Here is a 13,508-nt window from a genome sequence, read left to right on the forward strand (position 1 = left end):
GGACTCGTCCCGGCATATTGGACCGATTCCACTGGAGTTGGGTCTTTATGTGCTGCTTTATAGATTTAGTATTGAAGCTTCAAACTTCAACTCAACTTTTCGCCGTCATTTATGGTGGTGTTCACCTTATCATGTATAGAGCGAAATGAAGGGCACCCGCTTGGATGCCCTTTATTATAGAGTTTTTGATCAAGTATAATTTGTGCATCCTTGATTCCTTTTTACAACCGTGGCTTAAGATCGCAAAGACAATTTTTTTGTTCTGAATTACCATATCTATCTTTATAGACTTCAATCTCATATGCTGGTTGGCTCCTTCACAACTAATTTTATTTAAATAATTAGTTATACCGATTACGATATAACTTATAAATACAAATTATCGATCCAAACCATAAACTTGTTTAAATCACAAAATACTTTTCTAGTTACTACTTAGGTACCACTATATTAAACTTTTGGAAATTAAAGTAGAAAAGAAAACAAATAAGAGAACGGAAAAGAGGTTACATCGTGAAGCTAACGCCAGAGCAAATCTTAGGAATCAGTAAAGGAGACGCAGAAATTGCGGCCTTTATCACGATGCTAACTCAAACCATTGAGCATCAAGCCGAGCGAATCGAGCAACTTGAAGACAGAGTGAAAGATTTGGAAAGACAACTGGGTCAAAACTCAAAAAACAGCAGTAAACCACCTTCCAGTGACGGCATGCGTAAACCTGTTAATCAACGTAAGCCAAGTGGAAAGAAGTGCGCACCTAAAGGTCACGAAGGTCATACGTTACGCTTCTCAAGCCTGCCGGATAAAACCGTTGAATATACCATTTCAACATGTTTACTGTGTGCTAGTTCGCTCGAAGATGAACCGGGACTTGAATGGGAGAAGCGTCAGGTGTTCGATCTACCCAAGCCACGAATTGTCGTGACTGAGCATCGTGTTCAGAAGAAATGCTGTCCAAACTGTCATACCTTGCAACAGGCGTCATTCCCAGCTGAGATTAAAGCGCCTACTCAGTATGGAGCAAGCGTCGCCTCATGGGCTACCTACTTAAATATGTATCAGATAATTCCGTTGGAGCGAATCTCTCAATTCTTCCATGATCTTACCGGTTATCGACCGAGTGAAGCTACTTTACTTACTTCCATTAAGAAAATGTCCGAAGTACTAGAACCTCTCGAAGATGTCATTCGAAATCAGTTATTACATAGCCCTATCGTACATGCCGATGAAACAGGCTTGCGAGTAGATGGGAAAGGTCACTGGCTACACGTCATGTCCAATTCAGATTGGACATTGCTCGGCGTACATGAAAGCCGTGGAAGCAAAGCGATCAAGGAACTGGACTTCTTACCTCGCTTCACAAACACACTGGTGCATGATTGCTACGCCACGTACTTCAAAGAAGTCTACTGTTTTATCCATGCTTTATGTAACGCCCATTTGTTACGCGAATGCATAGGGATTGAAACCTATGATAAACAGCCTTGAGCCACTCAAATGAAAGAGTTTCTTCAAGAGAGCTGGGAAGTCGTGAAGCAAGCTCGCACAGCAGGAATACCTCTCGAAGAAGAGTTACTCCAAACTATGGAAATGCGCTATGATGACATTCTTATTGAAGGTCAGCAAGAATGGGATACTGGAGAACATACAGAACGCATACGTTCAGCAGGAAGAAAGAAAAAGAGTAAAGCTGCAAACCTAGGACAGCGATTTAAGCTTCATAAAGAAGCCATTCTTCGTTTTATTCGAGATGAGAACGTTCCCTTTGACAACAATCAAGCCGAGCATGATATTCGCATGGCAAAAATTAAAATTAAAGTATCAGGCTCCTTTCGAACGTTTACAAATGCAGAGCAATTTGCACGTATCCGCAGTGTTATCTCTACGTTCCGCAAACAAAACCTTCCGATTCTCTCTTCACTCGCTTCTGCTTTCAGGGGTCAATTCAGCTTCTAAGGGTACCTAAGTAGTAACCTTGTATCTATGTACCATAAAATGAAAACCCATATCTATATAGATATGGGTTTGATTAATAATTAGCTATTTAATTTACAACCATTAAAATTTAGTCCATTTATTATCAATGGCTATGCAATGCCCTCTTAAATGCTGTAAGGCCGCTGAAACAGCTACAACATCAGACAAAAGCTGTCCGTTCCCGTCTTTGACTGCTGAAGCGTAGCCCCGGTTACCCGTCCCCCCTACTCCCAGTTGTCCGCTAACATTCCGGCCCCAAGACATAACCGTTCCGTCACTCATTAAGGCCAACATATGATAAGTCCCCGCAGAAATGGACTGAACGGTCAGCGAGGACTGGGGTCCATCTGCCGCGTTAACGGTTGAATAAGGAGTTGTCCACGAAGACGCAATGAATATAATGAATAGACTATAACTAAGCTTGTTCCCTGCTCTTCCTCCAGATTAGTAATCTTCCACCCAACAAAACTTGTAGCCAAAGCCGCGAACCGTTTGAATATATTTCGGTTCTGAAGGATTGACCTCGATTTTTTTACGTAAATAGCGAATATGAACGCTTACCGTGTTCTCCTCGCTTGTTCCTTCCAGCCCCCAAATTCTGTCGTATAGCAAGCTTGCGCTAAACACTTGATTGGGGTGATCGGCCAAAAATAAGAGAAGCTGCCGTTCCTTAGCCGATAGTCCTACCGTCTTTCCGCTAACCGTTACTTCACAGCTATCCAGATCGATGCTCAATTCCTGATTACGCAATCTATTTTTATAATTTGACTGCTTCCAATAAGCGTAGCTGCGCAACTGTGTCCGAATACGTGCGATCACGACATCGACATCGAATGGCTTCACGATATAATCGTTCGCCCCACCCTCCAAGCCGGCTACGATATCGCCGCCTTCCTTCCTGCAAGTAATTAGAATGACGGGGATATCCGAGCGGTTGCGAATTTCAGCGCACAGGCTCATCCCGTCTCCGTCCGGAAGGTTAATATCCAGCAGCGCCAGATTAGGCAATTCATTGCCCAGTAAAGCTTGTGCTTCTCTCACGCTTCCAGCTGTCGTCACGTGAAATCCGCTGCTCTCCACGCACAACCGCAGCAGCTCCCGAATATCCCGTTCATCCTCAACGATCATGATGTGCCCGTCAGACATTATAAGCACCTACCTTTCACTCCGATATCGACTACATCCGACTTTTATTGTGGTATTCCCTCTGAAAATGACGCAGCACAATTTACATCCTAGCAACACCAGATTAAGAGTAAATTAAGAAAATGAAAAATGGAGACTCCCGCCCTTACGCGGTCTCCTCCGACTCCATCTCCCTTACATATGCATAACGCAACGGAAAACGGATATAAAACGTGCTTCCTTGAGTAGATGAACGTTCAAGTCCGACCTCGCCGCCATGAGCGTTCATAATTTCTCGACATATCGGCAGTCCCAGCCCCGTTCCCGTAATCGCTCCTGTCTTAGCGCCCTTCCCCCGGTAATAGCGCTCGAAAATAGACTCCCGCTCCCCCTCATCTATCCCGTACCCACTGTCGATTATCCGAATGGTAATGGCTGAAGGCTGAGCCCCGAGTTCCTCCATTGCCGCCTCGACGCGAATCGTACCTCCCGGAGCTGTAAACTTCCGCGCATTCGACAGCAAGTTAGCAAACACTTGCTCCACGCGCATCGGATCGGCGTAAATGGCCGTAAATCGATCTGGCCAATAAGGCTCCGGCATCGGAACCCAGGAGAAGGTAAAGCCCTGCTCCAGCATGTCCATCTGCACCTTCGAACACAGCCTTGCGAATAAAGCCCCAAACGGAACAAGCTCGAATTCGAACTGAATATGTTTATTTTCAAGCCGGACGATTTCCAGCATATCGTCGATCATCCGCTCCATCACCAGCGATTTATCATGAATGACCTGAAGATAGCGGGTTTCTCCCGCCGGAATCGTACCATTCAGCATTAACTGGACATAACCTTTAATTGCTGTAATCGGCGTGTTGAGCTCATGACTCACTTCGGAATACATATTGCTGCGAATCTGATCGATGTGGGATAGCTTTTCATTGGTTATAATAAGCTCGCCATTTACCTTCGCCAGCTCCTTGTTCGTTGAACGTAACTGTACCATACGCATAAGCCGCATTCCCATGATGATCCCGAAACAGATGACTACCCCGCCGAAGCCAAGAAAGGTCCAACTGATCTGGGCAAGCGCGTGATGCGACGTCAACAAGGTCCGCGTCGTAGGAAAGAGTCCGAATTGCCCGCTCATCGCCCGACCAAGTACAAGCCCTCCAACAAATAAGGCATTTCCGATGGCAAATACCATGATTTCCGAATTTCTTCGCCGTTTAAGAGCAAGAAAAAGGACAACTATTAATGTGAGTAACAGACATGTCGAAACATAATCGTAAAAAAGTCGATAAAATAGCAGCTGCGCATGTTCACCGAACAACAGCCAACCCGCAACCGCAACAAAGGCATAGACTAACACCACGTAACCAAGATTACGAATCCACTTGCTGCCTTTACCACCAACAATCGCATACGTGATCAAAATCCCGCTGGCATATCCGATATACCAATTAAAGTGAATGAGCGATCCCCAGACCCATAGAGCTTCTGGTCGGAAAGCGAACTGCCAGCCTCCCCACATGACGGTTAAATCTATAGCAAGACTCACGAAAAAAACGGCAAAATAAATAAAAAGCGTTTGGCTGCGATTAAAAAAATACAATAGTAAAGATACTGCGCTTAGCAGTAATAGCACAATTGCCCCAGCCCACATCGGCGCTTCCGTTCGCAGCAGCTTAAGCGCTAAAGACGATGAGGTTCCGGACCATACCTCGAAACCTTCCAAATTTTGATAAGGGGCAATGCGAGCCACCAGTACCTGATCTTCATTACCCGTTATATTCTCATACGAAATGATTCTCCAAGAAATAAATCCCGATGGTAGAAGCTTCTCTGACTTGAAGACAGGCTGGCCGTCCAGAAATAAGGCAATCTCAAAATCCTTAACTAAATAGGAATAGACCAGAAGCTGCCCCGGTGAAATCCCTTTTTTCGAAAGATCAGCTTTTAGCCAAAGCTCGTTGCCTGGATGAACGCCATTCCGATCCGAGTCCATCTGGGAGAATGGATGCCATTCGGAAGGCAACTGTCCCTTAGTCATATTTCCGAAATAGTAGGCTTCCCAAGCGATCCTCGATGCCTGATTTTGATCCTCATGCGAGCTTGCCTGCACCGGGTTAGCTTGAAGAATGAGGCCAGCGGTAAGCAGCACAAGGATAAACCGTATGATGAGTAATCTATTCGAATGGCTCACAATATTGATCATGTCTCCTTTGGCACATCGTAGGCTTGTTGTCCTCAGTTTAACCTGTCTCTTCATTCAAATCCACATAGCTGGAGGTTCATTATGATCATATTGATACAGCTGAAGAATGGATTTTGCAATTGAATGGTCATCAGAGCTTGAAGATCAGCGTTTATCGCTATCGCAACAGTTAGAAAAGCGTTGCTGCGCATGTTTGTGGAATAAATTACCCTTTAGCAAGGACGCACCGCGAAGCATTGGCCGCCAAGTTGAGAAGATCAAGCTTCACTTCGAGCCAGCGCAAGTGGTTCTTCAAGCATCTCGAGTCAAGCGGCTTCGACGACGAGCTGTTCGTCGAGCGGCTCAGCGAACTGAAAGCCCAGCACGACCAGCTTGAGCGACGCAAGACCGAGGCCGAAGGGCAACTGGTGGACAGCATGTCCGACCCTGTCCCGCTCCAGCTTGACCCGACCATCGAAAAGCATTTTTTGAACTGCAGGCAACATCGCTGTCGATTGCCAAGGCAGTCCAGGTTATTCATCTGGCAGCGGGGAATCCGGGTTATCGGTTCTACAAAACAAGGCTGCTTTGAATTTGACTTCAAAACAGCCTTGGTCTAGATTCTTTACTTGCCTTTTTGTTCCAGCATTTTTAAGAGCACCGTTACCGCCTCTGCTCTTGTCGTTTTATCTCCAGGAGCGAATTGGTTCGCACCTTTGCCTTCAATAATACCCAGATTTTTTATAGTGGCCACAGCGATTTTCGCCCAGTCCGGAATGTCTATATCATCTGCAAAGCCAGGTGTCTCAGTTGTTCCGCCAGTCAGACCCAAGGCCTTTGCAACCATCTTAGCCATTTCTGCACGAGTGATTTCCGCATTCGGGCGGAAGGAGCCGTCCTCATAACCACTAATAATACCCGTGTACACGGCCTGCGCGATAGATTTCTGCGCCCAGGAGCCAATCATCGCCTTGTCGGTGAACGTCAGGGCTGCTCCATCTCCTTGCGGTTTGAGCGCATTCATCAGCATGACCGCAAATTCCGCGCGTGTCACGGTGCGGCCTGGCTTGAACGTGTTGTCCGGATAGCCCTTAATGATGCCCGCGCTTACCGCTTGCTTAATACTGGCTTCCGCCCAATGTGCGGCAATATCGCTGAAGCTCACTTTCGTTAATCCGTCCGTTGTCGGAGGGGCAGTATTGGCTACCGCAAATACAGCGTATTTAGTAAAGTGATTAACCTCTACGGTAATGTTGTTGCCGCTCACAGTGCCGCCAACCTTCACCCATTCCTTCTTTACTTCTTCATAATAGAAGACGACCGCCTTCTCATTGCCCTTCAAGCTATTTAGATCAAATTTGAAAGAGAGCGTGACAGGTTTGTCGAAGTTCTCCACAAAGCTTTTCAGAATTTCGAATATCGGGCTAAGCAGAATATCCTTATTTGTAATCAACGTCTGTACATCCGAGACTTTATCGATCGTTAATTTCAACTCTTTGCCTGTAGCGTTAGCAGGAATGACGATCTTGATCTCATCGCCTTGGCTAACCTCTCCCGCTTTGCCTGCTGGAAGCGTTAAATGACCATCTATAGAGGTGACCTTGGTGTCACTCGTTGGCGGAGTTGGAGTGTATGAGCCACCATCACCGTTCGTTGCGACCATCATGCTTTCGCTGACATTCGAAATGTTTCCCAACATATCAACAGCTTTAGCCGTATAAATATACTGCTTCGAAGCAGAAAGTCCGGTATCGACATACGTACTTTCAGCCGTTTCCACAATGAGCGTCCCATCACGGTAAATCATATATTTGGCCACACCCGAATCATCGTTCGCAGCAAGATGAAGCGTAATCGAGTTTTTCGTTTTTGCGCCGGATGTGATTGTTACCTGGTTCGGTGCGGTCGTGTCCGCCAGCACTCCGTATGTGGAGAAATGGCTGACTGTCGTCTCAATGCCGTTGTCCGTTACTTGGGAAGGATTATATTCCCACTTGCCAGTAGACACGTTGTAATAATAAACAGCGAGCTTACTCCTATCTGAACTATCGTCATACCCGAGTGTAATCTGTACAGGTTGAGTAATGGTCATGCCTTCAAATTGGAATTCGATAACTTGTCCTGCTCTAGCGAGTTTAACCTCCCCGGAGGGCGTGGCGTTCGAATTTTGTACCGTCAATATTGTCCCTTCGGGAATTACCAGTCCGTCAGGTAGCTTAATTTCGAGCCCGCCCGGGTACGTAAGCGTACGAACCGAAGGGTCTAATTGCATCGGCTCTCCTATGATACCTTCTCGGGCAATTGTGACCACGTATGTCGTGTTTGAGCCGTCTTGCGCCGTCACGGTAATCCGAATAGGGTTATGTCCGACGAACAAGCTTGATGCACTGTAGCCATATACATTTCCCGTTACCGAATTGTAATTCGCCCCTGTAACCGTTAGAGATTGGTTAGGATCGCCTTTACTCAGAAAAAGGTTAAGAGTAGAAACCGAATTCTCAACTCGTACAGCATAATTCGTCTGCGATGGTGAAAAATGGAGCATTCCATAATCCAGTGACAAGCCGGACAATAATGTGTTCGCTGACAGCCATTGTGCATACAAGGTAACATTCTGAGTGCCTATAAAAAAACTCACCCCACTGGCATAGCTAATGCCGCTTCCGTCCGCCGCTGTATTCCAACCTGCAAAAGTATATTCCGTCTTCACCAGATTCCCGTTGTTGCCGGATACCGATACCGAAACGCCCTGCTCATACGAGCCGCTGTCGGTCGGTACGCTTCCTCCCGTACTGCCGTTGCCGCTATATGTCACCGTAAATGTAGGGTTCATTATCCATTTTGCATATAGCGTCACATCGGACGAGCCCATACTGAATGAAGCGCCTGAAGCATAATCTGTTCCGATTCCATCCGCCTGCGTATTCCAACCTGCAAACGTATAGTGAGTCTTCACCAGATTTCCGCTGTTCCCAGATACCGACACCGTATTGCCCTGCTCATACGAGCCACTGTCCGTCGGTACGCTTCCTCCCGTACTGCCGTTGCCGTTATATGTCACTTTGAATGTAGGGGTCAATATCCATTTTGCATATAACGTCACATCGGACAAGCCCATGCTGAATGACGCGCCTGAAGCATAATCTGTTCCGGTTCCATCCGCCTGCGTATTCCAACCTGCAAACGTATAGTGAGTCTTGAGTAAAGTTGCCGTATTGCTATAAACGTTGACTGTTTCGCCTTGCGAATACGACTTGCTGTCAGTCGGCACACTCCCGCCTGTGTTTCCGTTACCGTCATAAGCCACAAACTTTTGTATTTCCTGCAAATAGGGATATCCGTTATTGCGCGATGGACTTATCCCCCAAATGCTTGTGAAGTTCCAGTTTGAATCTGCATAAGTGCTTTGCGTCTTCATCTCCGTGGTCGATCGGCCAACGCCTTGGCCTGTATCCGATTGACCTGTTGTACCCGAGTCGTAGAAGCTGTAGCTGATCGTTCCACTACTATTGTTGCCAATCAAACCGCCTACTTTGGTCCCGCTTCCCGTTACACTTCCTGCTGCATAGCTGTAGCTGATTGTTCCGCTGTTGGTGCCAATCAAACCACCTACATTGGTGCCGGTTCCTGTTACGTTTCCTGCTGCATAGCCGTAGCTAATCTCTCCGAAATTGGCTCCAACCAAACCGCCTACATTGGTACTGCTTCCTGTTACATTTGCTTTTGCGAAGCTGTTACTAACCGTTCCATAGTAATTGTAGCCAATCAAACCGCCTACACTGGCGCTTGTTCCTGTTACACTTCCTGTTACATAGCTGTTGCTTATCTCACCGCCATCGATACGGCCTACCAAGCCGCCTACATATTGTTTGCCTGTAACATTTACATTTTCCAGAATCATATTGGAAACACTTGCATCATAGTCTATATAACCAAACAACCCTGAAAAATTATCATTAGGTCTATTAATCGTCAAGCCTGTGATCTTGTGTCCATTGCCGTCCATATGCCCCTGAAATCGGCCGCTAGAACCCCCGATCGGCAACCATTCTTGGCCATAGCTGCTCAAATCAATATCCGCCGTCAGCTTGAAATGCAGATCCAAACCCAAATAATTCCTGACCGTATCCAGCTCCTCACCGGTTGTAATCTGATAAGGATCACTTGCAGTACCCGTTCCAACGTTTAAAGTCTTCCTCCATTTCGCGTACAGCGTCACATCGGACGTGATTACGCCTTCAGCGTCTGCTTTATAATCCACTCCATGTCCATCCGCCTGCGTGTTCCAGCCTGCGAAAGTGTAGCCTGTCTTCACCAGATTTCCGTTGTTGCCAGAAATCGACACCTTAATGCCCTTATATGAGCCGCTGTTAGCGGGCACCTCTCCTCCAGTGCTGCCGTTGCCGTTATACACCACGGTATACCTAGGGTGTACGGTAAACGTCGTGGTCGCTTCGCTTGCGGCATGAGCGTCGTCCCCTTGAAAGGCAGCGGTAATGGCGTGTATACCGATCGCCAGAGCGGATGTCTTAAAGCTGGCGCTGGACGAGGCGCTTAGGAGTTCTCCCCATCCCACCGTAATCGTCATGTCATCTTGACCCCAGAAGGTGAAAGTTTGAGCAGCAGCATCCATCGTAATGTTCGATAAATAACGCGCTCCTGCCTTTTCCAGTTGGTTAACAATATTGCCGGAAGCGTCGTAAGTAACAATGTTCATCGCAATGCGATTATCCCCAAAGCTGTAAGCCCGGTAGGTGTATGCCCCCCATTGAATAACGGGACAAGCAGAGCCACAGTTCGTTGTCGTAATCACTGGTTCAGCCGTAGTTAATCCAACTGTCATAAGGTCCTGATTACCATCCCTGAAGGTGACTGTCCCGCTGGGGGTCATTCCACCGATTACCGGATCGAGTGCAGTGATGTTAAAGGTCACATCCTCCCCATAAGTTGAATCCATGGAATTTGCTAAAATCTTCAATGTGGCCGTACCCTGAGCTTTAGCGACCCCCGAATAAACGTTGATGAATACTGCCAAAGCGAGGAAGACCGTGAATATCTTTTTCTGTTTTACCATTCCCAAAATATGATGCACTCCTATCTCTCCTTTGTTATATCAAATAGAAAATAACAATTAATATAATTCCAATATTTAAATAGATCTGATGCTTTCGTCCTCCACAATCATAATTTGCTCGTCAGACATAATAGGGACACTATGCGAATAGTATCAGCTTCAGTTTAAGAGTAGATTAAGAGATGCAAAAAAGAGACTCCGTAAAGCTCGCAATCTCTTCCGATAGATCTCTAATCTGTACCTCCCGGCATGAAATATAGCGGATTTTTCTGCGGAACGGCACAAACGATTCGGACATCTGATATCCTTGGTCGTGGAACCCAGTTTACTATGTATCTACCATGTGCATAACAAATTGTATACTTCAACTCGGGGTTTACTGAATCTAAATTGTATTTTGCCCGAGCTGGGCTCTTACAAAAATACTTATTCATTCAGATCATCCCTCTTAAAGCGATTACACCATTTTTAGTATACTGGAAAATGGTGTAATCGGTCGATTTTTCTCAAAAGCAAAGACCCTACAGTCGAAGGCTATAGGAGCTCAAACTCTTCATATCTCATTTTCGTTTTACACTCCCGCATATCCTCAACACCCGGATTTTTCGCCGTTACTTGTGATAAGGTTCCCCCCGATTTATCTTCACAGCTCGATAAATTTGCTCCACCAGCACCAGCCGCATTAACTGGTGCGGCAGCGTCATGCGCCCAAAGCTAAGCTTCTGTTGGGCACGCTTCAATACAGCGGGAGCAAGACCATTGCTCCCGCCAATAACAAAAGCCACGTGGCTCCGCCCATACGTGGCTAATTTATCGAGCTGGCCCGCGAGATCCTCGCTTGACCAGAGCTCGCCTTCAAGCGCGAGCGCAACTACGTGCGCCTCAGGCTTCAGCTGCGCTAGAAGCCTCTCGCCCTCTCGCTCGCGCACAATTGCTTCCTCCGCCGGACTCATCGTCTCCGGCGCTTTCTCATCGGGCACTTCCGTGAGCGTAAGCTTCACGTACGGCCCGAGACGCTTGGCATATTCCGCTATGCCAAGCACCAAGTACTTTTCCTTCAGCTTGCCGACGGCAGCTATTTGTATATGCAAACCCGACACTTCCCTTTATGCTTTTATTCCTTATTACCTAAACCACCAGAAACGTAGCTGGTTCATCACAAAAATCACATTTCCGCGGTGGATCCCAATCTGCGAATTGTGTCTCCTTCAAATCAACAACATCCGGTGCATCCTCATATTCATCTACAAATCGGTCCAAGGCCGTCTCCATATGCTCTTTACACACACAATACATCGTCTGCACGCTTCCTATCCTAGTTGAATGTATTTTGCCTAACGGTTTCTTCTTAACTAACCGTCATCTAATTCCTGTTCCACGATCCCTGCTACCGTCTTACCAGTCTGTCCAAAAATATCTATACCCAGCATATCAGAAAACGCCCTCCCTTTGAAGTCGACAATTTCCGCAAACGTTATGCATTCACCAACATTAGCCTCTAATGCTTTGCCCCATCTCAGCTTATTCCGTTTGTATCGCTCACCTTCCAACCTCATCTACCACCACACAAGAAAACCGCGGCACCCAAACGGTTTCCCATTCGAGCACTACGGCTATTCAAAAACTTATTATTCCTCGTCTTCCTTCTCGCCCAACTTGAACTTCGCGACCTTCAGCTTACCATCACGATAATAGCTGATTTCGATCTCGTCGCCAATCTTTTTGCTGCCGTACAAATATTTACGCAGGCCCATCGTGCTGCTAACCGCTTGACCATCGAGCTTCACGATAACGTCGTTGAAGAGCAAGCCCGCTTCCTGTGCAGGGCCAACAGCCTCAAGCACGATTACGCCGTCATAGATATCATCAGGCAGGTTAAGCTTAGGCACTGTACCTTCAATAACATCATCTGATTCCTCTTCCGGTGCCTCGGCATCTGGCAACAAGTCCTCTTCGCCTGCGTCACCGTAAGCGTCCTCGAATCCCTGCTGCTCCCAGTACTGCTCCAGATCCATCGTATACACGCCTAGATAAGGACGCGGCACATGGCCCAGCTTGATCAAGCTCTCCACGATTGGCATAGCCAGATTAATCGGAATCGCGAATCCAATGCCCTCAACGCCAAGATCAGCAATCTTCATACTATTGATGCCGACTACGCGCCCATTAAGATCAATTAGCGGTCCGCCGCTATTGCCCTGATTAATGGAAGCGTCAATCTGGATAACCTCTTGCTCCCAGTCGTACACGCCATCCTGATTAAGCGATACCGGCACGATCTGTTTCGTCTTGCTCACGCTTCCCGTTGTTACGGACTCCCCTAGCCCCAGCGGATTGCCGATTGCAATAATGTATTCAGCAGGGCGCAGTGCCGATGAATCGCCAATCTCAGCGACAACATCAATGCCCTTCGCATCAATCTCAAGCACGGCCAGATCGGTGATCTGGTCTTTCCCAACGATACTCGCCTCGCGCGTCTCTCCATCCATCAGCACGACCTTCACGGCCTGCGCCTGATCAATCACATGATAATTCGTTATGATGATCGCTTTGCCATCCTTCTTGCTGATAATGACACCAGAACCAACGCCCGCCTGGCGCAGTGTTCCTTTACCCTCGGAGCCTTCTGGAAGCGGCTTCCCATTGCCAATACCAAGCGCATACATTTGCTGGTTAATGACGCTGACGACGGCTGGTCTCACTTTCGCCGACGCCTGTATTGGACGCTCCAGCGGATCAACGGCCTGCACACTGCCAGCTGTTGCTACTGCGCCCCCGCCATTGCCGATCCCGCCTCCGTCCCCGAATACGGCACCGAACAGCAGGGTTGCGGCGACCGCACTCGTAATCGAGGATACGAATGCAATGCGGACGTTAGACCACTTTCGCTCCTTGCTTTTATATGGAAAAGCAAAGTCTCCTTTCTTGCTTTCGCGAGATGCACGCTTGGAAACTTTGGTCGAATAAAAATCATCGTCGAATAAGCTCATTGCTATCGCTCCTCTCGATGTTTTAGACATCAAGACTATTTTTTATAATATAGGAATGTTTTCGGAAGATTTGACTAAAATAATAATAGATTCGAACGATGCTCAGAACTTATTTTCCATCCCGCTTCCCACCATCATAAAACCAAGGAGA

9 protein-coding genes and 1 pseudogene are annotated in these 13,508 nt (G+C 47.1%); 2 read left to right on the plus strand and 8 right to left on the minus strand.

What is annotated here, in order from left to right; translation table 11 throughout:
* Nucleotides 1-513 precede the first annotated feature (513 nt).
* A pseudogene (tnpC, locus tag FGT79_RS31930) lies at nucleotides 514-1,956 on the plus strand (IS66 family transposase).
* A 102-nt stretch (nucleotides 1,957-2,058) separates the two neighbouring features.
* On the opposite strand, the gene FGT79_RS16905 reads toward tnpC, so the two are convergent.
* The 3 genes from FGT79_RS16905 to FGT79_RS16915 form a co-directional block, all read right to left on the minus strand.
* A complete protein-coding gene (locus FGT79_RS16905) occupies nucleotides 2,059-2,379 on the minus strand; it encodes a hypothetical protein (protein ID WP_342778497.1) in 321 nt (106 codons plus the stop codon).
* A gap of 42 nt (nucleotides 2,380-2,421) precedes the next feature.
* Nucleotides 2,422-3,123 carry a response regulator transcription factor gene (locus FGT79_RS16910; protein ID WP_138753984.1) on the minus strand — a complete coding sequence of 234 codons (702 nt, stop codon included), beginning with the start codon at nucleotides 3,121-3,123 and terminating at the stop codon, nucleotides 2,422-2,424.
* Between the two features lie 145 nt (nucleotides 3,124-3,268).
* Nucleotides 3,269-5,302, minus strand: coding sequence for a sensor histidine kinase (locus FGT79_RS16915; RefSeq protein WP_212758592.1), 2,034 nt, complete (start codon nucleotides 5,300-5,302; stop codon nucleotides 3,269-3,271).
* A gap of 248 nt (nucleotides 5,303-5,550) precedes the next feature.
* Between FGT79_RS16915 and FGT79_RS16920 the strand changes: the two genes are divergently transcribed.
* On the plus strand, nucleotides 5,551-5,913 hold the full coding sequence (locus FGT79_RS16920) for a hypothetical protein (RefSeq protein WP_138753986.1): 363 nt from the start codon (nucleotides 5,551-5,553) through the stop codon (nucleotides 5,911-5,913).
* Between the two features lie 5 nt (nucleotides 5,914-5,918).
* Here FGT79_RS16920 and FGT79_RS16925 read toward each other — a convergent pair whose 3' ends face one another.
* The 5 genes from FGT79_RS16925 to FGT79_RS16945 form a co-directional block, all read right to left on the minus strand.
* The gene (locus FGT79_RS16925; RefSeq protein WP_246096472.1) at nucleotides 5,919-10,367 is read right to left on the minus strand and encodes an InlB B-repeat-containing protein; all 4,449 of its coding nucleotides are present in this window, start codon (nucleotides 10,365-10,367) and stop codon (nucleotides 5,919-5,921) included.
* 611 nt (nucleotides 10,368-10,978) lie between these two features.
* Nucleotides 10,979-11,458, minus strand: coding sequence for a 23S rRNA (pseudouridine(1915)-N(3))-methyltransferase RlmH (rlmH, locus tag FGT79_RS16930; protein ID WP_053373454.1), 480 nt, complete (start codon nucleotides 11,456-11,458; stop codon nucleotides 10,979-10,981).
* 37 nt (nucleotides 11,459-11,495) lie between these two features.
* On the minus strand, nucleotides 11,496-11,663 hold the full coding sequence (locus FGT79_RS16935; RefSeq protein ID WP_063845975.1) for a CxxH/CxxC protein: 168 nt from the start codon (nucleotides 11,661-11,663) through the stop codon (nucleotides 11,496-11,498).
* Nucleotides 11,664-11,719: 56 nt separating this feature from the next.
* The gene (locus FGT79_RS16940) at nucleotides 11,720-11,917 is read right to left on the minus strand and encodes a hypothetical protein (protein WP_138753988.1); all 198 of its coding nucleotides are present in this window, start codon (nucleotides 11,915-11,917) and stop codon (nucleotides 11,720-11,722) included.
* Between the two features lie 78 nt (nucleotides 11,918-11,995).
* Nucleotides 11,996-13,357: a S1C family serine protease gene (locus FGT79_RS16945; protein ID WP_138753989.1), complete on the minus strand. Its 1,362-nt coding sequence runs from the start codon at nucleotides 13,355-13,357 to the stop codon at nucleotides 11,996-11,998.
* Nucleotides 13,358-13,508 lie beyond the last annotated feature (151 nt).

The organism is Paenibacillus sinopodophylli (assembly GCF_005930355.1).
Taxonomy (GTDB): Bacteria; Bacillota; Bacilli; order Paenibacillales; family Paenibacillaceae; genus Pristimantibacillus; species Pristimantibacillus sinopodophylli.

Coding starts and splice junctions, on each gene's coding strand:
- FGT79_RS16910 (WP_138753984.1), bottom strand. CDS start 3,123: ATGTCTGACGGGCACATCATGATCGTTGAGGATGAACGGGATATTCGG.
- FGT79_RS16925 (WP_246096472.1), bottom strand. CDS start 10,367: ATGGTAAAACAGAAAAAGATATTCACGGTCTTCCTCGCTTTGGCAGTA.
- FGT79_RS16935 (WP_063845975.1), bottom strand. CDS start 11,663: ATGTATTGTGTGTGTAAAGAGCATATGGAGACGGCCTTGGACCGATTT.
- FGT79_RS16945 (WP_138753989.1), bottom strand. CDS start 13,357: ATGAGCTTATTCGACGATGATTTTTATTCGACCAAAGTTTCCAAGCGT.